This is a genomic window from Pedobacter sp. GW821-FHT01D05, assembly GCF_059422505.1.
Map to the genome: position 1 here is coordinate 57,720 of NZ_JBWKXA010000008.1, position 24,640 is coordinate 82,359.

At 41.0% G+C, this 24,640-nt stretch carries 15 protein-coding genes; 1 reads left to right on the plus strand and 14 read right to left on the minus strand.

Translation table 11 applies throughout. The annotated features are described in order from the left end of the window. Positions 1-331: 331 nt before the first annotated feature. Entirely contained in the window at positions 332-1,435 is a 1,104-nt protein-coding gene (locus AC07VK_RS22655) for an SGNH/GDSL hydrolase family protein (RefSeq protein ID WP_492963389.1), read from the plus strand. 152 nt (positions 1,436-1,587) lie between these two features. Here AC07VK_RS22655 and AC07VK_RS22660 read toward each other — a convergent pair whose 3' ends face one another. The 14 genes from AC07VK_RS22660 to AC07VK_RS22725 form a co-directional block, all read right to left on the minus strand. Continuing rightward, positions 1,588-3,261 (minus strand): trypsin-like peptidase domain-containing protein, encoded by a 1,674-nt coding sequence (locus AC07VK_RS22660; protein WP_492963387.1) that lies wholly within the window; start codon positions 3,259-3,261, stop codon positions 1,588-1,590. Positions 3,262-3,269: 8 nt separating this feature from the next. After that, the gene (locus tag AC07VK_RS22665) at positions 3,270-4,463 is read right to left on the minus strand and encodes a dienelactone hydrolase family protein (protein ID WP_492963385.1); all 1,194 of its coding nucleotides are present in this window, start codon (positions 4,461-4,463) and stop codon (positions 3,270-3,272) included. Positions 4,464-4,466: 3 nt separating this feature from the next. Next, positions 4,467-5,786, minus strand: a complete 1,320-nt coding sequence (locus AC07VK_RS22670) for a MutS-related protein (protein ID WP_492963383.1) — start codon at positions 5,784-5,786, stop codon at positions 4,467-4,469. Next, positions 5,783-7,135 (minus strand): MutS-related protein, encoded by a 1,353-nt coding sequence (locus tag AC07VK_RS22675; RefSeq protein WP_492963381.1) that lies wholly within the window; start codon positions 7,133-7,135, stop codon positions 5,783-5,785. The genes AC07VK_RS22670 and AC07VK_RS22675 overlap by 4 nt, the downstream gene beginning before the upstream one ends. A gap of 10 nt (positions 7,136-7,145) precedes the next feature. Then, entirely contained in the window at positions 7,146-9,446 is a 2,301-nt protein-coding gene (locus AC07VK_RS22680) for a Gldg family protein (protein ID WP_492963379.1), read from the minus strand. Between the two features lie 18 nt (positions 9,447-9,464). Continuing rightward, positions 9,465-10,385: an ABC transporter ATP-binding protein gene (locus AC07VK_RS22685; protein WP_492963377.1), complete on the minus strand. Its 921-nt coding sequence runs from the start codon at positions 10,383-10,385 to the stop codon at positions 9,465-9,467. A 75-nt stretch (positions 10,386-10,460) separates the two neighbouring features. Then, positions 10,461-11,846 (minus strand): RagB/SusD family nutrient uptake outer membrane protein, encoded by a 1,386-nt coding sequence (locus tag AC07VK_RS22690; RefSeq protein WP_492963375.1) that lies wholly within the window; start codon positions 11,844-11,846, stop codon positions 10,461-10,463. Next, positions 11,846-15,364, minus strand: coding sequence for a SusC/RagA family TonB-linked outer membrane protein (locus AC07VK_RS22695; protein WP_492963373.1), 3,519 nt, complete (start codon positions 15,362-15,364; stop codon positions 11,846-11,848). Before AC07VK_RS22695 ends, AC07VK_RS22690 begins: the two co-directional genes overlap by 1 nt. Positions 15,365-15,565: 201 nt before the next feature. Continuing rightward, positions 15,566-16,774, minus strand: a complete 1,209-nt coding sequence (locus tag AC07VK_RS22700; protein WP_492963371.1) for a FecR family protein — start codon at positions 16,772-16,774, stop codon at positions 15,566-15,568. A 79-nt stretch (positions 16,775-16,853) separates the two neighbouring features. Next, a complete protein-coding gene (locus AC07VK_RS22705; RefSeq protein WP_057930542.1) occupies positions 16,854-17,444 on the minus strand; it encodes an RNA polymerase sigma factor in 591 nt (196 codons plus the stop codon). Between the two features lie 708 nt (positions 17,445-18,152). Continuing rightward, entirely contained in the window at positions 18,153-19,271 is a 1,119-nt protein-coding gene (locus tag AC07VK_RS22710) for a redoxin domain-containing protein (protein ID WP_492963369.1), read from the minus strand. Positions 19,272-19,319: 48 nt separating this feature from the next. Beyond that, on the minus strand, positions 19,320-20,573 hold the full coding sequence (locus AC07VK_RS22715; RefSeq protein WP_492963367.1) for an amidohydrolase family protein: 1,254 nt from the start codon (positions 20,571-20,573) through the stop codon (positions 19,320-19,322). Between the two features lie 81 nt (positions 20,574-20,654). Next, positions 20,655-23,042: a zinc-dependent metalloprotease gene (locus tag AC07VK_RS22720; protein ID WP_494939835.1), complete on the minus strand. Its 2,388-nt coding sequence runs from the start codon at positions 23,040-23,042 to the stop codon at positions 20,655-20,657. 197 nt (positions 23,043-23,239) lie between these two features. Beyond that, a complete protein-coding gene (locus AC07VK_RS22725) occupies positions 23,240-24,637 on the minus strand; it encodes a RagB/SusD family nutrient uptake outer membrane protein (RefSeq protein WP_492963363.1) in 1,398 nt (465 codons plus the stop codon). Positions 24,638-24,640: the final 3 nt, after the last annotated feature.

Sequence of the window (24,640 nt, forward strand, 5' to 3'; positions counted from 1 at the left end):
ACTAATTTAACCGATTATACGATTACAGTAAGCCTATACTTTTTTCTCCCAAATTAATTAATTATTGATACTATTTTGCTTATACCGACATAAAAGTCTTCTTGACTATACATAATGAATGCAGCCAGTTATGTGTAAATCAAGTAAAATACCTTTTAAAAACAGCTAAAAGCAATCCTTTGCAAAAAAGAAAACAATTAAGCAGAATAGTCCCTTCGGTTTTGGTCTTGTTAATTATACTTTCCAAACATTTGATGATAGTTTTCTGTCCTTTAGCCATTAAGATTTTTTGTTTCTATATTATTGTGGTACCCAAAATATAAATCCAACAATGAGACTCAAGATCTTCTATTTATTTACGGCATTAATCTGTCTATTCCAGGCAAGCCAGGCCAATATGGTCAAAAATTATACGGATACGCTTTATGCCAAAAAACTAAAACCTTACGGCAGGTACTTGCTCAATGATCAGAATAAATTGGAAATGATCAGCTCAGCAGTGCACTTTGGTTTTAAGTTTACTGGTGACAGTTGCGCTATATATGCCCAGTTAAATCAAAACCAAGGACATAATTATATCCAATATGAAATAGACGGCGTGTACCAGAAACGCATCCGTATTGAAGGGAATACCACTAGCCCCATAATTTTAAGCGTAAAAGGCCGTGGCGAACATACCATATGGATCTATAAGGCGACTGAAGCACACACAGGGGCAATTCAGATCTCAAAGATTGCAGCAAACCATATCAAAGCCATAAAAGTCCACAAAGCCCCCTTAATCGAGTTTATTGGCAATAGCATTACCTGTGGAGCTGCATCAGACACCACAGATTTTGCCTGTGGAACCGGCGAATACCATGATCAGCACAATGCCTATCTGGCCTATGGACCAAGGGTATCTCGAAAACTGGGAGCCAACTATATCATGAGCAGTGTAAGTGGTATCGGAATTTACAGGACCTGGAATATGGAAGGCCCTTCTATGCCACAGGTTTATGAGCAGATAGATTTTAAAACAGATACGCAACAAAAATGGGACTTCAAAAAGTATAGCCCTAAAATCGTCAGTATTGCACTAGGCACCAACGACCTTAGTAATGGCGATGGAAAAAACGCAAGAAAGCCGTTTGATGAAAAAATATTCCTAGACCAATATGTAAACTTCATTAAACTTGTAAAATCAAAATATCCAAAAGCACAGATCGCTTTATTAAGTAGCCCAATGGTGAAAGGAAAATCCCGTGATATACTTGAAAACTGTCTCAATACCATAAAAAAGAGAGTTGATTCCCTGTACCCATCAGGCCCAGGAGTTAAAACTTTTTTCTTCCCAGCAATGGACCCGCATGGATGCACAGGCCATCCCAGCACAGAAGACCATTTGATCCTTGCCGAGCAGCTTCTTCCTTTTTACAGAAAATTACTGGAATAAGGCTCCGGCATGCACCACAACAAAATCATTGTATTATTTCAGATATAGTCACATATAAACAACCATCTAAAACACGCTTACGCACACCGCATTTACAAGATCATCTACTAAAAGGAAATTAAAAACCTATTAATAATATTTAAACGACAATCTTATAAATTCTTTTGAAGCGATTGAAGTATAAATCCACGAATGCTTTCCACCGGCATAATCAAAGCGGATGTTCTGCTGTGCCTGGCAATATTGATCCCGCAAAACCTACCGGAGCGGTCAAATACCGGACTTCCACATTCAGCACTTTCTATTGCCGCATCGCTGATCAGGACATGATCAAATCCATCAGAGCGCTCGCTTCTTCCCCCCGCATACGCATAAGATGCGTGGTTCAGTATGGGCTGACCTTCTAAACAAGTTTCGACGGTTAAGGGCAGGCCATGCCGGATGATGTCAAGTTTAACGACATCACCTGCGTAATATGAGGTAAAGGCATTGATGAAATCCTCAGGTTTGACAATTGGTTTTCCATTGACCGCTGAGATATGATCATCCTGTTTTAATTTTGTGGTTATGGCTTTATTTTGCGGTATTTCAGTAATTAAAATTTTTCCGTCCTGATATTTAGCACCGACATCCAGATATCCGATACTGTTGCTCAAAGGAACCGCTAATGGCAATCCACTAAAAACGCCTATCTTTTTCAATTGGGCTGGAAGCACAGATATTAGCATTTTACCGGGGTGGTCTTCTCCTCCAAAGCGTTTGGGCGGTTTAGCACCTAACTGTATTCCGTAACTGATTTTCAGGCTTGGCTTCAGCAATATCAAATCGTTTCTTCGATCCCTGTTGATGACAGTGGATTCAAAAATTTTCCCCTCCACTAAAATCCGGGGATTGGCCGCAACCATTGAACTTTTACTGATGAGATAAGTTTCATTTTTGACACGGACCCAAGTACCCAATATTTTTTTTATTTGATCACCATCATTACTCATAACCACTGCCACGCTTTTTCCCTGTTTTGAAGTAATTCCGATTAGTGAGTCTATCGAAGGAAACGGCGGCATGAGTGATGGGTTGACTGTCTCCGGCAAAGAATCTGGCCAAGGCACTTTCTGATAATCTATAGGTTTATTAAGAGGGCCCCAGTATTTCAAAAAAGAATCCACAGGAATATCAAAATTTTGCGATTCATCCTCCTTTATGCGACTGTGTATACCAATGAGCCTGCCTTTGAGATCAAACAATGGACCACCGGAATCACCAGGCTCCATTTTTGCTGACGACTGAATAAAACCATTCCCTGTATCTGTATTAGATATTCTACCATAACGCACATTAGGTGTTGACTTGAGGAATGATGCGGGATAGGAAATGCTGATGACTGGCTGATTTAAAACCATTTCGCTGCCAGCGGCCATTTGTGCATAATCAAATTTCTCTTCTTTGGTTATTTTGATCATGGCCATATCGTACACTGCATTTTTTTCATCAATTCCTATACGGCCTAAGGGGAGCGCTGTGTATTTTCTACCGTCAACAAATGTAACCTGGTAAACCTGATTAGCTTTAATTGCATGTGCAGCGGTTAGGATATGCCCCTGTGCGGAAACAATAACACCACTAAAACCATCTGTTTCATATATTCCATCGGGCCTATTATTTTTCACAGTGTCCCATGCGATAATATACACACTAAAGGGCATTGCTGTGCTGACACCATTGGAAATAAGATTTTCAATCCTTTTACTTTTAAGATTCTGCTGGCCCGATACATTTGAAAAAATAAGCGCGAAGAGTAAGGTCGCGCTCCATTTTAAATTAGTCATCTTTTATGCTATTTAGATTTTAAGGGGTAAACTTCACTTACCTTATTATTGCTGAGTATGAGCTTTGCCGTGAATATGAATCGGGGGTCCTGATATTCCGTTACCGAACTTTCAATCGCTTTAAAGCTGCGGTTTACTTTTTTGTGAAAAAGAACTTTGCCGTTAGCAATAACGGTGACTGGCTGATCAAGGTTTACAAGATCATCATTCAGGTTAATTTCAAGCACTTTAAAGGTATTATGTAATATGGTAATCTGGTTGCCTTTACGGCCAACTTCGGCTACATCGCCAACTTTTGAGGATACAAGAGGGGCCGATAGCCAATAGAACCGGTGCTGCAACCGGTTATCCTGTACCCAAACAACCTTATCCGGAAAAGTATTTCTCTTATAATCTGCCATCCAGGAGATGGCGATGGTATCTTGATGATCAAGCCAATGGGGCTTATCAGGATACAGGTGAAATTCGTGGTCATAGCCTTTAGCATCCAGGTTGTGCAAACTATCGAGCTTCTTGTTGTATTTGATAGCGAGCTTGTTTCTGTTATATGCGGAATCTAAACCGCCAATGAATATTGAAAACGGCAGGTTACGCAGGTTACGCATATCAGCATCGCCGGGATGGCCGGCCATCATCGATGCGGCGGCAAAACGATCGGCCATACGGGGAGCCAATTGAAATACCCCATCCCCTCCCGCTGAATAACCAAGAATATAAACTTTATCGGGATTTACATCTTCCATTATCACACTGTAGCGGATTAGCGAATCGATGAAATTATCGATATGATCTTCATGCCAGAGGTTCCAGGTGTTCGTTGGTGCCCTGGGCACAATAACCAATCCTTCTTTGATATTGTACAGTGTACGTTGATTCTCCCATTGCTGATCATTTACTGCCACCGGAGCGTTACCACCACCATGCAGCGAGATATATAAACTTCTCCCGCCAACTGGTTTTGTTCCAAAAACCTTATAGGCAATGGCCATCTGGTATTGTTGAAACTTTATTACGCCCTCACTCCACACCTTCCGGGCAGCGGGCATTAATTTTTGCTTTTCTGTGTTCCACTGTTGCGTTGCAAACCTGTCTGCCCCGGTTCGGCTCATCATTTTCTGCGCTGCGCATGTACCGCAAAGTAACGCGATCACACATAGGGTTTGTAACTTCAGCAGGATGAGACTTTTGTTCTTTTTATTCATATGTTAATTCTTTAGCAGTTCCAGGATACCCTCATTTTCAATGATGATCATACCCTGTCTGTCGCTGGTGATCCCCGGAGTTAATTTGTAAGGATAGGTGGGCTTATTTCCGTTCATAACCGTCGGCATATAAGCAAATTGCACTGATAAATTTCCTTTTAAGGCTTCCCCAACTTCGATAATGTGTGTAGAAACGATAAAAGCAGACGCTTTATATTTCGCGAAAGCTTCGGTAACAGCCAGCGTTGCATCATAAGCATCTTTAACATTTGTACCTTTAAACAGTTCATCAAAAAGGACTACGAAACATTTTCCACTTGCCACTTGCTCAGCAGCACTTTTCACCCGCAAAACCTCGGCATAGAAATGGCTGTAGCCAGTTTGAAGATTGTCGGAAACATTTATTGAGGTATATAATCCATCGCGTACCGAAAAGATCACCTGATTGGCAGCAATTGGAAACCCCATATGCGCCAGGTAGATTGCTATACCAAGAGATTTCATTAAGGTTGATTTACCCGCCATGTTTGCACCGGTGAGAAAGAGTAAATTTGCATCATGGTCGAACCTTAAGTCGTTACTTACACCATTGCGTAAGGCCGGATGTCTCAGCCCGGTAATGTTTAATACATTTTCCTCTTTCTCCATGGCCTCTGCGTAACAGTAGCCCATCATCTTTCCGAGCTTACCTACATTGGCGTAAACATCGATTGAATACATGATCTTCAAAAGCTTATTGAGGGAACCTTTCAATGTCTGCTTGAGGAGGTGATCATAAACCGCAAGCTGATACGGTGCGAATTGCTCATTGGTATGTTGAGCAATTAATTTTCTCAAAAGAGGGTCATCTAATATTTCTTTGAGCCGCTCTTTATCCTGGTCAAATGGGGTATTCGAATTATCATTTAGAAGAACCGAAAGCGCCTGGGCGTATTTCAGCACTTTGATTGTTGCGTTCAACCCAGCTACGAGTTGATCATAACGTTCATCGCGGATCAATACCGACTGGCCTTTTTTAAGAAAGGAGTTAAATACGGCAACAATGAACATTTTTGGACTTTCGATTGCCAGATAGTTTTCAGTTGATTGGAAGTCTGCCCTTTCAAGCTGAAACGTAAAATCTTTCTCCTGGAAATAATGGAAAATATCCCGCCGTGCGTTGATAGCTGCAGCACTTGTCAATGGGTTTAGGAACATCGTCTGCAAGAGCTGTTCCCCCCCATCGGTTTTGGTTTTATTGAACAGGCTGAAAATAGATCCAGGTGTATATTTACCGAGCAGGTTTAGATCATCCTGCGTTTGTTTGTCAACGATTAAACTCATATGTCTTTAGCATTTGATTTGGCCAGTCCGGCATTTAAGATATCCAGGATGCCTTCATTATTGATAATAATCATACCATGCCTGTCTGCAGTTAAACCGGATTGCAGGGTATAAGTATATATCGGATTGGTTCCTTCCATTGTTGTTGGCAGAAATACAAACTTTATCTTTTCGCTTTGTTCCTTTAACACTTCTCCGGCTTCAATAATGTGTGTAGAGATCACAAACAGGCTCCCCTGTTTACGGGCAAAAGCGGCAGTAAAGGCTATAGTGGCTTCACAGGCATCTTTCACATTTGTTCCTCTAAACATTTCATCAAAAAGCACAAAAAGTTTTTTTCCCAGTTTCAGTTCGGATGCAATCTTTTTTGCACGGAGCACCTCTACATAAAAATGGCTCGCACCCATCCCCAGGTTGTCTGGCAGGTTAATGGTGGTATATATTCCATCCAGAACGGTGAATTCCATTTTTGCTGCCGGCACCGGAAATCCCATATGGGCCAAAAATATCGCGATGCTCAAAGATTTCATGAAAGTTGATTTTCCTGCCATGTTAGCACCAGTGAGAAAAACGACATTCTGTTCATCGCTCATTACTATGGAATTCGGAACTGCACGCTGAAGCTGAGGATGATAAACATCGTCAATTCTTATAAAGGAATTGCCCCCTGGTAAAGCCGTTGGGAAAACAAATTTCCTTTCCTTTGCCACTTTAGCAATTGAATAATAAACATCAAGTCTGTACAGGCATTGTAATAGTGTTAATATGGCATCCCTGTTAACAAACCTAAATAATTCATCATATGATATGAACTCCTGGCCTGTAGGCTTGTAACCCTCAACTTTGAAAGGCAGATCAGCAAATTCTTCAGATGATAAAATTCGCTGAATATTATTTTTTTCTGAACCGTACGGATGATCGGTTGCCAGATCAAGAGCATCCACAAACAGCTTAAATTCCCGAACAAACAGCAGGATAGCTGAGATACCCCTATAGATAGTCGTTGTCTGTGCATCGGGTGCTACGAAATTACCCAGCCGCTTTGTTACCGACTGATCGTATTCCGATAACTTACTCCTCGAATCTGTATTATTGATATATGATTCTATCGCACTGAGCAGTTCAGTAGATATTGGGAACTTTTCAGCACGACCAGCGAAATACTGGATGATCTGGCTACGCTGATTTATTTTATCAAAATCACCGATCGGATTAAGGAACATCTCTTCCAGAATAATTGATCCGCCATGTGTCCGGGTACTATTAAAAATTTCGTAAATTGAATTACTCCCCTGTCTTCCAAACAGGTTGAGGTCGTTAATCGTCTGTTGATCTGTAATTAAAGGCATATTAAATATCTTATTTTCTTTTTCGTCTGATCAGTATGATACTTCCGCATGCAAGTAGCAAACCAGGGATAATCCATACGAAAATCAATTTAAGCAGGTGGATCTGATCTTTATCTACCAGTAATACCGTGTCTTTTGGTGCCGGTCTGAAGCTACTGATAGGGAATTCGCCATAGCTCAGCCAGCTAAACACACCGATATTGAAAACAAAATTTGCTGTACGGAGATTGAACCTGTTCAATTCCTTATTTGACATCAGGTCTGCATCACCGATAACAATGATTCGCTGCTCTTTTTGAGCAATTTTTCGGGTTAAACTGACTGCCAATGGGAAAGCTTTTTGCAAATCACCTTTCTGTGGCTCAAATTGCACGGTGGCTGAGTCAGTCAGAAACCTTTCTCTTTTAAGCCAGCTGCTTTTCTGGTTTGTTACCAACAAAGGCTGGGTTTTGTACCATTTCGTGTTTTCGATAGACAGGGCTGTAGCCAATGGCATCGAAACCACTATGCTATCCTTGTGCGCCTGCTCCAGGGGCATGAAGAGCTTCGTTGCCGCGCCGGTTAAGTTTGGGGTAGCCAAATCCGGCTCCAATTGCTTGCTTTGCTGAACGATGGCTCCATCCATCAACTGAATACCAAACTGTTTGATTATTGGATTTAAAACATCCTGTTTATTGGGCTCTCCGGTAACGAGCAAATTACCACCGCCATTAATATACGCCTGCAAATTTTTAGTTGCGGCAGCACTCAGGCCAACTTTGGGATCTGCCATAACCAACACTGATATATCCTTGGGCACCGGCGTGGTGGCAAGGGAGATGGTGTCGACATCGAAGCCCTGATTAAGCAAAGACTGCCTGAAAACCTTTAGGTTTGTTAATGCCTGGTATTCACGGTCGCCTATTTTATTGATATTTCTTTCTAACTCTCCGGTAGCAAAAAGTATTTTAGGCATTTTTGCGCTAAGGAGTCTTTTAAGTGCTGCTGATATTTCCGTTTCCGATGGCCAGTGCTCATTATCAGGATATACCCGGAGGAAGGTCTTTCTCCCTTTATACTTGAGTTGCATGATATAAAAATTGGGCTCTTTGGAAAGATCGACTTCTTTTCGAATCTGCTCAGGTGTTAAAAACTGATTTATATTCATTTCTCTTGTCTGGGCGATCTTCTCCACTACCTGAGCAAGGGTTTTTCCTTTGTTCCCTTTCATGATATCCCCGCCTTGTGCCAGGGTATCGTAATACATCACACTTTTTAATTTAATATTATGTTTAAAGCGCACATAAGGTGCCCATGCGTTGATGTTTTTTTGATAAGATTCTGGATTTCCATCTTCCATGTAACCGCCCAGCAGGTTCGTGTATCCTGTTATTTCCAGCGGTTCATCACCAAGTTCTTTAATTATTTTCTGCGTATCTGGCTTTAGTGTATTAGATTTATTTTCCGTTACATCCGCATAAATAATCAGTTGTGGAATGGAACTGATGTAACCAATAAGAAGTGTTATTGCAATGATTGAAATATAATGTCCTGCTTTTACCATAGGCGAGACCGTTTGCATGCTAAATTTTAGCTTATAAATAGTAATGGTGAGAAAAAGGAATACAATGGCAAGAAAATAAATAATGCCGTTACTGGTAATTAAGCCTACCAGCATCCAGTCTGTTCTTCCGGATACCGAGAGAAAGAAGGTAATATCCCTTATAAACGGTATGCCCTTCCACAAGTCGGCAATGTTGTACAGAATACCGAAAATGACAAAGGTACTAACGGCAGCTACAATTTGATATGTTGTTAGGGAGGACATAAATAGACCTATAGCAGAATACGCACAAAGCAGTAAAAACAGGCCTAGTAAAGCGCTCAACAACATTCCGATATCTGGCGAATCTGCTGTGAAATAGCTGATGGATAGAAATATGGTTACTACCCCAAGCATGAGCACGCTCATGATTACCATGGCGCTGAATTTACCCAATACAATGTCTCGTATACGGATAGGTGAGGAATACAATAATTTGATGGTACCACTGCTCATTTCTTTACTGATTAATCCCATTGTTAAAAGTGGAAGATATAAGTAAAGATTCCTCATTACCGAGGCAAATAGCCCATTGGAGCCAAATACGGCCTGTCCAACTACACTAAAAGGAATTTTATATCCATCTGCCTGCATCTGGGCGATAGATTTCAGCGTAGCCATGTAGCCCAGGCCACATTGAACCATGAAAACGATAATAAGAAACCATGCAATAGGAGAATAAAACAGCATTTTAAGTTCTGTTTTTGCAATTTGAAGGATTGTTTTCATTAAGAAAATGATGTGAAATTAATGTTGTGAAAGTTGTTTGAATATTTCTTCTACCGAGTTTTTTTCAAGAGAGATTTCCTGCAGGCGCCAACCATTCTGAACACTTTCGGAAATAATGGTCTCTGTAATCTCCGCGTCGCCACTGAAAAACAGGCGGACTAATTTTCCATTAAGAATGTCGACCTTAAGTATCCCGGGAATCGCTTCGAGCTCAGCTACCAGAGGCATGTTTTGAAAAGAGACCAGCATGCTGTGCGGTTCCACATAGTTGTTGAACGCATCCATTGTATCTGAAAACACTATCTTTCCGTTTTCGATCATTTTGATATCCTTACAGAGCAGCTGTACTTCTGACAGAATGTGTGATGAAAATATGACTACCCTATCTTTAGCAATGTCCTTGATAAGCGATCGAACCTCAATAATCTGATTGGGATCCAAACCATTGGTGGGCTCATCCAAAACCAGTACATTAGGCTTATGTACAATTGCCTGGGCAATTCCCACGCGCTGTCTGTATCCACCTGAAAGATTTTTGAGCAATCGGCCGCCGAAATGGCTGATGCCGCAGCGCTCCTTCGCCTCTGCAACCGCATCTTTGCCAGGCTGGCCATACATATTGCGCAGTGCTGCGCAATAGTGAAGGTATTCATCAACCGTTAGGTCAAGGTATAACGGAGGATTTTGGGGAAGGAACCCGATTTCCATTTTCGCCCGTTTGGGATCTTCCCTGAAATTTATACCGTTGATAAATACATTGCCTTCTGTTTGATTGATTGACCCACAAAGAATGTTCATTGTAGTTGATTTACCGGCACCATTCGATCCTAATAACCCAACGATACCAAAATCATTGATTTCTATATTAATGTCGCGTATGGCCCAGGTGTTACTATAGCGATGAGATAGGTTTTCAATCTTTACTATACTTTTTTCCATATTTTATAAATTTTTAGGCGTACCAATCCCACTATTAATAATAGATTAGCCTTACCAATAGTGGGATATTAGAGTTTATTTGGGGTTTTGAACCAGTTCTGGATTTTGAGCAACAAGTTTTTCAGCGAACTGGAAAACATAAGCATTGCTGTTAGGTTCAAGTATGTAGGTCACATTGCCGATCATGCGGGTAACAGACTTCGCAAATGCCGCATCTTTATTCAGCCGCTTTTGATCGAACCAGCGCAGTCCCGTTCCGAAAAATTCTCGCCTGCGCTCTTCCACAACCCTTTGCAAGGCTTCCTGATCTGAAGTTGCCGTTACAGCTTGATAATCTGCCGGGCGGAATCTCATTTTTCGCAAATCGTTTACCATTGTAAGTGCCTCATCGCGCTTCCCTGTACGGGCTAAGCATTCTGCCCGTATAAGCCACGTTTCATTAACAGTCAAACCTACCGGAGATCTATCGTTATAATTATCCCTCGACCAAAAGCCCGTTCCCTGAAAAGCAGGGTAAAAGTTTGAACCTGGTCTGGTGAAAAGTTCATAACGCAGGTCTTTTTTATCGAGCAGATTCAATAAGGATGGGCTTAACTGTAGTGGATAAAAACTACTTCTGGGAACTTTCCGGAGTAAAACCTGCTTATCTGTATATTGCGTAGGAAGAATATTGGTTGTCAAAAACGTATTATAGTCATAAAGCGAGCTGTTCAATGAAAGTGATTGTTCCGCAGCAGTTTTGGCGGCCTCAAAATCGCGCATATTCAGGTAGGCTTTCGCCAACAATGCATAAGCAGCGGCCCGGTTAGGTTGAACAGTACTGGCCTGAACTACCGGAATAAGCGGTAAGGCTTCTTTAAGATCTTTGACGATTTGATCGTAGACCTCCCTCACCGATGCCCTATTAAGTTTCACAAACAGTTCTGGTGACAACAGTAAGGGTATAGCTGGATCTGTAGCAGCTGTTGCCGGATCATATTGTTTACCATACAAATTCGTTAAAGTAAAAAACGTAAACGCCCTGTTGATTAACGCCTCGGCATACAGCGCATTTCGCTGGTCCGGGCTACCGCCCTTGCTTTCTAAAACACCTTTTACCACGGTATTGTAAACGTATATTGCGTTGTACATAAAATTCCAGTCAAAATCATCGGTTTCACCGAAATAGAAAGGATTTTTCCATCCGTAAATAGCTGAATTGGTTGTGTTGTTCGCTAGTGAGGTCTGCACTTCCGGATCGGAAAGTTCGACATCATCACAGCTTAAAATGGCCGTATTTCCTGCCCCAACTTCCTGGTTGTTTCTGTTATTGAGCAATAGACGGTAATCCTGGGTGTAAACCAATACCCGCTGTCCCTGTACAGGCACATTTTCTACGTATTTGCGGCAGGAAAAGAGTGTAAAAGTTAAAACAGTAACCATTACTATTTTAAAGGTATATATTGATGCTGTTTTATACATTATAAGCTTAAATTAAGTTGAAACGAATAACTTCTAACAGGTGCAAGCTGAAAGGTATTTCCTGTGTTATAGACATAATCAGGATCAATTTTTTCTTTATTTGCAGTCCAGATCAGTCCGAGGTTACGGCATACAGCCGAGACTGTCAACATCTTTACCCCGATGGGTTTTAACAGTTTTTGTGGTAGTGCATAGCTTAGGCTAATCTGTTGAAGTTTGATATTACTACGGCTTCTGATCAGGTAATCAGACTCTGAATACCGGGTGATGCTGGTACCATAATAGTATCCCTGGTTAAAATCAGTGTTGATGGTTGGAACGTTTGTAAACAATTCGTCTCCAGGTTTGCGCCACCGCATCCCTAAATCACCTGCACGGCTAACATATACTGAATTTTCAGTTACCGAAGGTTTTCTGAAAACTCCGCCAAAGGCGTACTGGAATTGAAAACCAAGGCTGAATTGTTTATAGGAAATATTACTGCTATAAGCACCATAATAAGGCGAAGCTGTCCGGCCAGAATATTCCATAATATCGAAGTACTGAAACTCATCAACTCTTAGTATTCTTCCTGGAACCTTAGGATCCTCAATCAGCGTCTGTCCGGTATTATCCAAACCTGCAAATTTATAGGAGAATAAATAATCCTGAGGATAGCCATCATAAATTTGATTTCTTCCCAAATCGCCTATAGGCAGGTTAAAGCGCTCATCATGTACCTTATTGGTATTGTAAGAAATATTAATGGTATTGTTCCAACTCACATTTTTTGATTGCACTGGAATGAAGCTCAGTCCCAAATCAACACCCTTTCCATCTAACTTCGCTGCATTAAAAATAGTTTGGGTGAAACCATATGTACCATTAATCGGCAATTGGAAAAAAATATCTGTTGTTTTTTTCAGGTAATAATCTACCGTCGCCGAAACACGGCCGTTGAAGAGACCAACCTGGAGACCGTAATTAATCATGCGCGTTTTTTCCCAAGCCAGGTTTTCTCTTGCAGGTCTGTCAATTACAGCGTAGGGTAAAGATGATTCAAAATCGGTTCCGAGGAGAGAAATAACAGTTACCGGGGCATAACCCTGAGGCGCATTTCCGGTAAAGCCATAGGTAAAGCGGGTTGAAAGGTTGGTAAGCCAGTTCAAGTCCTTCAAAATCATTTCCTTTTTCATATTCCAGCTCAAACCAGCAGACCAAAGCGGGATTGCACGTTTTCTGCGTTCGACACCTAAGAGATTCAGATCATCAAACCTTGCACTTCCGGAAACGGTGTACTTACTGTTAAAGGTGTATGAACCACTTGCGTAGTAAGATAGTCCTCTGGTGGTTGATTCGACTACAGGTGAAGATGTTGCTCCGATACTAGGACGCTGACCATAGATATCCAGATAGCTTACGCTGGGGTTAACTGATCTGAAAGCATTAATAGACTTATCATAGCCATAGCGAAGTTCATTACTCGATTTACTGAAATTTTCTCTAATTTCATTGCCCATCAGCACATTAAGTTCATGTTTATCGCTCCAAGATTTGTTGATACTTAACTGACCACGGAGGTTATAACTTCTACCCAGGGCGTTGGCCAGGCTCAGGCGACCTCCATTAGGAATACCGTAAACAAGTGCCCCAGCTGCGTTTACGCTGGTAGCCCTATTGATCATTATGCGACTTTCGTAACTTTCCGGTTCCTGATAGTTTTCTCTTTCATTAAAATAACGACCAAGATTTCCTGATAAAGAAACACTTAACCAGGGCGTGATCTTGCCGGTAACATCAAGGTTCAGCGCAATATTGTTCGTATTGTTAACGGTATTATTGTAGTTGAGTTCATCAATGGCAGAATATCGGAAAGGAAGGTATCCTTTACTTTCGAAGTTTCTGGCTACCAATGGGGTACTGAACACATCGTAATATTTCGTACTGCCATCAGCATTAACCAATGCATCATAAGGGCGCATCCCCAGGGAGGTTTGGCTCATGGCACGAACTGCTGCAGCATTTAAAACATCCGAGGTATTATTGTAGCTTAGGTTAGCATTTATGGTTAAAATGCCTTTGAATAATGATGAGACTGAGCCCATATTAAATGCGTACCCTTTATTTTTGTTGCTTTTATAGAGCCTATCTTCGTTATAATAGTAACCCGACATATAATAGGAACTGTTTACCCCTCCGCCTGTGAGTGATAAGTTGTACTGTTGCGTTTGGGGCCGCTGTAAGAGGTATCTGGAAATTTGATCTTGATTATCGATATTAGCTAAATTAGCCAACTCCATATTCATCTGACTTTCTGTTATCTCTCCTCGTTTCTGACGAAAAATGATCGCCTGAGCCTGACTATTGTTTCCCGGAAATGTCCCTGATTGTATCGGAAAGGGGTCACTGATCAGATTCATATCGATCATGTCCTTTTCCAGATCGATATAATCCGCGACTGACATGGTCGAGCCATAATTGAGTTTAGGTTTAGCACTTGTACTAAAGGTGGTCGAGAAATTTATTGAAGGTGCAGTATTTGGTTTCCCCTTTTTTGTGGTAACTACAATTACCCCATTTGCAGCCTTTATCCCCCAGATCGCAGAAGCCGCCGCATCTTTCAAAAATGTAATTTGCTGAATATCATTAGGATTCATCAAATCCAGAGCGCCACCTGCTATAGAAACCTGAGACGGGAAACCATCAATAACCAAAAGCGGTTCGGTGCTCACCTGGCCATAATCACTGATAATGGTAGAAATACCCCGGATATTAATCGTACCATTACGGCTTTTACCGGCCTCGGTCTTGGTGGATATGTCTACGCCTGGAACCAGGCCCTGTAGCCGCTCAAGCAAACTTATGGTAGGGTATTGAGCAATATCTTTTGCAGTAACAATCCCGAATGAACCAGTAGCACGATCCCTGTTCAGATTTTGATAACCTGTGCTTACAATTTTCACTTCCGAAAGATCAGCAGAAACTGGTTTTAAAGTTACCACCAGGCTGGTTCTGTTCCTTAATGGTATGGTATCTGACTGATAGCCTATAAAGCTAAAAATCAGCGTTTCCTTACCCTTGAGGCCACGTATGTTGAAGGAACCGGATTCATCAGAGAGGTAGAGTCTTTTGGTCTGTTGAACAAGAATACTTGCACCTGGCATAGGCTCTCCTTTTTCATTTAAGATGAGGCCTTTCAAATCAACATCCTTGAAAAATGAGGTAACTCTATCAAGCAAAGACGGTGTTTTTCTGGATACCACAACAATTTTATTCTGAACCGTATATTCAAGCAATTCGTCCTTGAACAAAAGATCCAAAACATCAGTCAGTTCGGTTTTTTTAACATTGATGTTGATGGGTTTAAGTGATTTTAAAAGATTATCATCTGCAACAAAGTCGTAACCGCTCTGTTGCTTTATCTTGGCAAATACTTGAAAGATTGATGCATTTTTTTCAGACAATGATATCTTCTGAGCAAATCCCGAAGCGGAGACCTGCATCAATGTTGCTATTAAAATCACGATGGTTATTCGCATAATAAGCAAAATTTTAGTGTATACGACAGACGGTATACCTGTTTGTTTGGTATATTTTATATACATTTAGTTTAAAGTTTGTTTTTCAGTTTTACCTCTACTTTCCACGGCGAAGGTAAACTGTTGGTTTAGTTGATTATTTTCTGCTGACTATCGTCAAACTTTGCCAGGTTCCTTTAGCGGAATCTGGCTTTTTTATAGTTATTTAGTTACGAATACTTTCCTCCCTTCAATTCTAAAGTGAACTAATCTGGTTGATTCTAAAGCCATTAAAATCTGGCTTACATTTTTCGATCTTGAAACGTTGCCGGAGAATTTCCCTACCGGCACTTCTCCTTCATAAATTATCTCAATGGCATACCACCGGGCAATATCCTGCATAATATCCTTGATACCGACCCCGTTAAATATGAAATTCCCGTCTTTCCAGGCTAAAGCGTTTTCAAGATTAACATTTGAAACCATAATCTGGTCATTTTTTAATATAGACTGCTGTCCAGGACTTAGCTTGATTTCGTCGCTGTAGCGGATTTGGGTATCCTTATTCCAGGCCGCCGCCTGATACGAAACTTTTACGCTTCCCTCGGCAAGCGTGGTGGTCTCGAGGCGATCGTCGGGATAGGCTTTAACATTAAAATGGGTACCCAGCACCCTCACTTCCTGATGTTGCGACTTTACAATGAAAGGCTTCTCATCATCCTTGGCAACCTCGAAATACGCTTCCCCCTCCAGTTTAACCATTCTTTGTTTATTGGCGTTAAAGGCTGTATTGTAGGTAAGTGATGAGGCGGCGTTCAGCCACACTAACGAGCCATCGGGAAGTTTTAACCGATAGGTTTCCCCTTTGTTTGTCGCCAGGGTATTATTCCCGGCTAAATGATCACTTTCCTTATCAAGGATCTCATAAACAACCTCGCCTTTACTGTTCCTTGAGATTAGAAGTCCGGGTTCCCTGGCTATCACGCCGGCAGACGCAGCACCGAGTTTAATCGTACTTCCGTCTGCAAGTGTGAGCGTTGCAGCTACTCTTCCGGGAGGAATATCCGTAGCGGGTGAAATATAAGTAAGCTGTTGCTTTTGAGAATCAACAAAATGATAATATAGTAGAGATGAAACCGCAATAATCACCAATGAAGCGGCAATAGCGATTCTTGAGGTAAGGGAAAAAACCTTTCTCAAAGGTTGCCGCTTTGATATGATTTCCCGGTAAATCTGCGTTGCCCGAAGGTCGTCGATTTCACGAAGATGGATATCACTTAACTCATAATCCATTTCTAAAAGATCGAACAATCGTTTTTCGGCAGCATCATGTTTTAAAAATTCGCTGAATTCAGCCAGCTCTTCCATTGATGCTGTTTGATTGCAAAATTTTTGATATAAAGTAATGATGTGTTTGTCTTGGAAATCCATAATTACAGAGAGAAATTGTCACCCCTTTTTTATATCAATCCGCGAGAACAGATTATGGGGGTATAGAAATAAAAATAAATTACAACAATTTGAAAATAATGGCAATAATTACCGCATCGGTATTATTTTTCAGATAGGCACGAAGGAAACGGAGCGCGAGTTTCATATAAGCTTTAACCGTTTCGACGCTTAAATTCATAATATCTGCAGCCTGCTCATACTTGTAACCCTGATTTCGGCAAAGTTCATAAACCAGTTTCTGTTGAGGGGGAAGTGAGTTTACGCCATCATGAAGTTTTTTCCTCACATCGGATAACAAGATGTTCTCTTCTGTTTCATTGTGGTATTCTTTCCATTGTTTCCCCATCTCTACTTCTGCTTTTGACTCCAAAACCTTCCTTCTCAGTAACTGAAAGCTTCGGTTACGTGTGAGGGTAGTTAAAAATGCAGCCAGGTTGCTATTTTCCTTGAGATTTGAAGCGCTTAGCCATAGTTTAAGCATTACATCCTGGAGAACCTCTTCTGCATGACTTTCAGATTTCAATAAATATAACGCCCTGGAAAATACCATTTGCTGATAATGATCATATACTAATTTAAAAGCACTCTGATCCCCTGCAGAAATTCTACTTAGTATTTTTTCCTCATCTGGAAGGGGCTTTGGTGACATTGAATCAAAATTAGATTAGCAACAGTAATTTATTGATTAAACCTCTACAAAAACAATCGTACGCGAAATTTAAGCAAGAATAAGGATTTTGACATATAAAAAGGCACGAAAAACACAATTACCCAGCCTTTATAACAATAAGCATCTGTTTATAATCAATCTACTTAAAAAAAATAGCTATTTTATCTATTTTCAATGGAATTTCTACAAAATCGATCAAATTTTGCAGCCAGAAAAGACGTAAACATGTATAAACCGGTTAATGCCTCCGCAATTAGCCTTTTATCATCTAAATAGAAATGAAAATTAACCTCAACTAAACTGCTAATAACGCATCAAATTATTGGAATGGCGGGCAGGTCGTTAATTACCTTGCTAGAAAGATTGCCAGCTATCCTAAATTAAGGGAGTCAAGGCTAAATCCATTGACTCCCAGATTTCAGTATTTATTCGATATTTTTTTGGATGCTGGCTACGAAGCTCAACAGATTAGTCTAAGTATTTTGAATACAGGAATAGACCAGTTTCCCTCAGGATTATTCAGTATAGCTAAACCAGTTCGCATGGCGCTCGAGAGGGTACCAATGGAAAATGGAGGAGAGCTAGGATTACAAATAATGAAAAAATTATATTTTAGGACGCATTTGCATTTCCTGAAGATAAAGCTTGCAAAAGACAGGCGCTCCGACTTTGCAAGCTTATCACCCACTAATTGTTCGTCTTAAATAGATTTCGCATGAAATCACTCAAGGGCTGCCCTCTGAGCTTAGTTGCTAAGATTTTTCCTTTAGGATCCAAAATAAGATTAGAAGGTAATGCCATTACCGAATAGGCTTCGGCCAAAGGTCCCTTCAATGCAAGCGGATCATTGAGTTGCACCCAACTTAAACCATCATCAGCTACTGCCTGACGCCAATTCTTTTCATTAGTGTCCATGGAGATGCTTACGAAAACAATATTCTTGTCCTGATATACCGTATTTAACTGTTTGAGCAAAGGATGCTCCTCACGACATGGCTTACACCAGCTTGCCCAAAAATCTATAAACAGATATTTTCCCCTGTAATCTTTAAGGTCAAATTTTTTACCGTTGATGTCTCTCAATACAAAATCAGGTGCCTGTTTACCAACGGCAATGCCTTTAGACGCATCGATAAAAGCTTTGATACGTTTCGCATAATAGCTCCGTTTTGCACGTTCGGACAAATGTGCATAACAAGCTTCCGCCCTTAAGGCATCGGTACTGTTCATGTGGCTACTGATAATCGCCAGGCTGGCAGCAGCAGCATTAGGATATTCTTTGACGAACGATAAAGTCAGGCTATCAATCTTACGGTGAAAATCTAGATAGACACGGCTGTTTTTATCATAAAAATCTGTTGAAGTTGCCTTCAACTGGTCTCGGTATTCACCGGTTATTGCTAGTTTTTTCTTATTAAACGTATTGAAAAGCACATCTTCCTTTGCGCCGGAGACTTCCGAATAGTAAAATTTGGCAACGTTACCACGTAGATTTATAGTCTCATTGTCCAATAGAACAATCTTCAACTGCTGATTAATGGAGTTACTTAATGTACATTGCAAAGCTTCGGGCAGGCTACCTTTAAGTAATATCCTGTTGTCTTTAACCAGTGCCGAATCTGCAAATCTTTTTCCCGAATATTCGTAACTCAACGAAACTTTGGTGCCATTGGGCGCTATCATTTCTCCCTCGATCACGTAGCCCCCGGTTCTGAAAGCAGTAGTCGTGAGTGCAAAAACAAGAATACTGCAACAGATAATTAGACCAGGTATTATTCTGGTTGCTTTTAGCGTAATATTTTTCATATCAATTTTATAATGGATTTATGTATGCTCTTAAACAGTTTGCTACTGCTACTTTATATCGACTATCTTTCCTGATTTGATGACCATATGGATAGCCCTTAGCTCCTTAATATCATTTAAAGGATCGCCGTTCAGCACCAGTAGATCCGCCATCTTACCGTTTTCAATTGTTCCGATGTTTTTTTCCTGGCCAATTACCCTGGCAGAAACAACAGTTGCGGACCTCAATGCATCTATGGTGCTAAAACCGCACTTATCTACAAAGTAATTTAACTCATCCAGCAATCTGGGATGAGCACTTTTTAAGTCCACAATCTGGTCGGTTCCAGCATTTATGGCCACACCTTCTTTATAGATCTTTTTCAACAATGTGAAAATCCAGGGATCGCGCTCCTCAGAAACGCAAAGTGTAGCATCGAGTATGCTATTATTGGCCTTCATAATATCTGAAAATGGCTTTATATCTAAAGTATTGATCACACTATCTTTGTAACTAAGTGGCGTTTTTCTTTTGAAAAAGAGTGTGTCTGTAAGCAGGTTTTCTAACATAAATACGTGCGAAAGCACTTCCATCCGGGAAGAAGCCACATCCATTGGATTTGCCGGGTACATCATTACGTGCCCCCAGGTTTTAAGCCCGTGTTGTTTTGCGGCAGCAACAACTTTTGGCAACAGCACTTTATCAAATGAATGATATAATTTAACGCCTGTTGCCCCACAAGCCTTTGCCTCTTTCATGGCGCTATCCAAATTGGTCTTTTCGGTAACCAACTGTCGCCATGGCTCATAGGGTTCTTTATGGAGATTAATCCCCCTGTTGTAGAACCAATCACCGGCCATCACCACTGCAAAATACACGCTGGCTCCCTGACGCTTACCGCTGTTAATCGCACGCTGTGCTTCGAGCAGTGATGCACCATCGCCTGAGGCATCTCTCACCGAGGTTACCCCATGTTGCAGGTAGTAATTTAAATGACTGTAGGTATTTTCTATGTTGTTTTTAGTTTGCGCAGTGACGTGAACGTGGCCGTCTATCAATCCCGGAATAAGATATTTTCCGGAGAGATCCACCACCTTCGCATTTTTCCAGTTCTTCCGGCCATAATCTATACTCAAGATTTTGCCCTGGGAAATTGCAACATTCCTTCCTTTCCTATATCGACCTTTATTGATATCGAGCACGTTTACATTTTTCAGTATCAGTAAAGCGGTATCTGCCGGCATTTTCGTTGCCAAAAGTAGCTCTGGGTTAGAGAAAAGAAAAATTGCGATTATGATGAGTGACTTTAATGTTGTTTTCATACATTTTTGATTAAGTAAATGAAAACGCAGAGGCATCCACCATCTGCGTTCCACATTATAACTACCTATTTAAAAAGCGAACTAATAATTTAAGCCTGGAATTGGAGATTCGTTGATGATTTTATCCAACATCTGCTTCAGGTACTCTAAATGTATCCTGGTATCCTTATCTTTAGCTTTAGGAATGCCGCTGCCAATATCTTTTCTCAATTCTCTTAAGTGCGCAAATGCCAATGCCTTCACGTTTGAATAAAGTAGTACATCAGTTGGGGTAACAGCTGCTAAAATATTATCGATTGAGCCTTGAAGTGCGAAACGTTTATTGTACATCGTGATAATACTGCCTACATACATTTTTTGCAATGCCCTTCTATACTCATCAGTTGGAGCACCTGTGTATAGTTCAGTAAAAATGCCTTTTTTCAAATCCGTCAACCATTCGGACGGTGAATAAGCACCCTTACCATAATCTCTCTGATTGATCATCATCCGGTATAATCTGGATTGCGAGGTAACCGTCGCTACAATTTCCTGCTGGAGGCGTTGAACGCTGTTACCGCTATATCCTGGTTCAATCTTGTTAAGGATATTTTTATCTAACAACCAGGTTGGCGTCTTAAAAATCTGTTCGTTAAAAAACTTTATAGACTCTTTTTGCTTAGCAAGACTAACCGGTTGATAAATTGCACCAGGTTGATCTGATAACTTTTCAGTTACCATCACGCCCCCGAGGTTTTTTAACACATGGTTTGCGTAGCGGCCTAACTGTGCAACAGTTGCTTTGTACATCGTTGTAAGCTGAGTGTAATCTTCGCCTTCTTCACGGGTCCAGGCATCTAAATTTGGAACAATGCGTTTCAGGTTTTTTATACCATATAAACTGGCTTTAATAGGATCATCGCCCAAATCTTCTGACTGAGATCTTGGATCATAATCCCTTCCTTCGCCAGAAAACCACAACCTCTTATTCTTCGCCAAACGATCTCTGGTAATAACATTAAGTATCTTCTGCTCGTCCTTTGCTGCTCCTGTTGCCGGGAACGCCTTATAACCCCATTCTACTGCCCACTTATCGTAGTCGTTAATGCGTGGAAAAAGACCTTTTTCAGAAACCCCATCTTCGGGCTGTGCGACATAATTGAAACGGGCATAATCCATGATTGATGGGGTGTGTCCATTGGCTTCTACCCAGGCCTTATCTCTAAGCTTTTCTACAGGTACTGAGCTACTGGCCCCCATGTTGTGTCTCAAGCCAAGCGTATGCCCTACCTCATGAGAGGAAACAAAACGGATGAGCTGGCCCATCAATTCATCATCGAATTTATTTTTCCTGGCACGGGGATCTACCGCAGCACACTGGATCATGTACCAGTCGTGCACCAATGTCATTACGTTGTGGTACCATCCAATGTGGCTCTCTAATATTTCGCCACTTCTTGGATCAGATACGTTTGGTCCGTACGCATTAGCGTTTGACGAAGCAAAATACCTTACCACAGAATACCGGGCGTCTTCCAGGCTCATGGTAGTATCGCTTTCTGGCCACTCCTTACCGATGATCGCGTTTTTAAAACCTGCCTGCTCAAATGCCTTCTGCCAATCGTTGATACCCGCAATCAGATAAGGTCTCCATTTTTTAGGCGTAGCCGGATCTATGTAGTAAATAATCTGTTTTTTAGGCTCTACCAACTCGCCGCTTTTGTATTTAGCCAGATCTTCTTCTTTAACTTCCAATCGCCAACGGTTCACAAATACCTCATCTTTAACCGACTGTTGATCGTCAGTAAATTTTTTGTAGCTATTCACGAAATACCCTACTCTCGGGTCAGCATAACGTTTAGCCATTGGCGTTTCGGGCAACAATAAAAATGAAGCATTGATTTCCAAGGTAATCGCTCCGGCAATAATGGCTGCAGGTAAGTTAACTCCGGTAGAATTATAAGTTCTAATGGTTCTAATTTCTGTATTAATTGGAAAAGATTTCACGCTCTTCACATAAGAGCGATCTGCTGCTGGCGCACCCATCCCGTAATTTTTCTTACTATCAGGATTAAAAGTTACCAGCGGGTTCTCGCTTAATAATAAATCGGTTACTTCAATTACAATTGATGCAGAATCCTTGCCCAATGCCTTAATTGGAAAGGAGGCCAGAATGGGATTGATATTTGAATTGCTTACTGCTTTTGAAATCATATCTGCAGAGTCCGCTACGCTCACTTGCGCTGCAACCCTCATGAAAAGCCTGTTGTCTGGCCCTTGTTCCCAATAAATCATTCTCCTGCTAATTTCCTCTCCTCCAAAATTACCAGCTCCTGGTGTAGAACCACTTAACCGGGTTACCACAAGAATATCTTTTTTTAGAAGCTTCTTAGGAATTTCAAAAAAGTACTTTTCGGCAATTTTATGTACCGTCATTAAGCCTTTTTGTGAAACGGCTTTACTGGTAATGATATCCCTGTAGGGCTTCAATGCATTTTTAACGCTATCGGCCTTAGGTTTTGGCGCAGCTGTGCTGCTAGCTGTTTGAATTTTAGATTTACTTGGCTTTTTCCTGACCAATACGCAAGAGCTAATGCACAAAATAAGGCAAAACGTTATTACTCCCAAACTCGATAGCCTGGGCGTGTTTTTAAAAAATTTAGTATTCATATTATTTTATTTCCAGACTATTGTAACAAGTTTGGGTTAGTATTAAGGATAGATTGTGCAATGGGATAAAATTTAGCTTCTGGCTTCCAAGACGGCTTTAATGCACTTAACACGGCATCTGCCTGACCCGTTCTTTTAAGGTTAAACCAGCGAAATGCCTGTTCGCAGAAAAATTCTTTTCTGTATTCCAAAGCAATTTCCTGCAATAAAATGGTTGGATCAGTAGCTGTTAGTGCTCCTAAACCCGCTCTTTGCCTGGTTACGTTCAGATCACTAAGGGCACCGTTTATATTGGAATTAATTTTAACCCTTGCTTCGGCACGGATTAAATACTGTTCGGCCAAACGTAAAATGATTTGAGATTCGGTAACATTGGCAGCCACAGCTTCTGCCTGGGTGCGGTACTTGAATTTGGCTGGAACGACGTAAACGCTTCCTCCAATGGTCAGATCCCTCATCCACAAACTACGGCGTCTATCTGCTGTTCCTGTGAAAATATCAAGAAAAGTAGGGCGTAACTGAAAATTTAATGCTGTCAGCGTATTGGAACTTGGAAGAAAAGAGGCCGTTTCGGTTGTATACTGGTTTGTTGCCTGTAATGGTTGAGGAAGCTGCCAAATGCTTTCTGTACTATTTTTCACAAATAGCGCTGTTCCCATGGTAGCGGTGGGTACCATACTATATAAATTGGCAGCTTGAATAACTTCTGTAGCATTGCTTTCCGCCAGTGGATAGTTCTCCGTATAAAGGTAAACCCTGGCCAATAATGCTGCTGCTGTAAACTTGTTTACCCCAATTCTATCTCCCTTGGTAAATGAATAGTCTGCAAGAAGATCAGCCTTTGCTTCATTAAGATCTGTAATAATTTGCCTGTAGATATTGGCAACCGTTTCGCGGGATTGGTAAGCAGTAGTATTTACATCTGTTTGCAGTACCAATGGCACAGCTCCATAAAAGTTGGCCATAATAAAATAGCAATAGGCACGCATTAACTTCGCTTCTGCCAGCATTTGTTTGCTTACCGCCACTGAAGTACCAGAATACTTTGTTAAGCCTTCAATAATTGCGTTGGCACGGTAAATAACCTGATAAAAACCGGTAAAGGGTTCGGTAGATGCTGTTAATGCAACATAAGTATTTGCATTGAACTCTTGTAAATTTACAACAGATGCCAGATACCTAAGGTCATCTGCCATTAGCGAAGTATTAATGGGTAAACCAGTGGTTTGAAAGGTGATCTGTGCGAGTTGCCCATACATCCCTGATAGTGCGGATAGCGCTGTTCTGTCTTGGGTAAATATTGCCGCCGATGGAGTTTCGTTCAACGGGGGTTTAATTTCAATCATTTTCTCGCATCCCATAAGGAATATGGCTACTAGGCCAATAATATATTTGGTATATATGCTAGCTTTCATTCT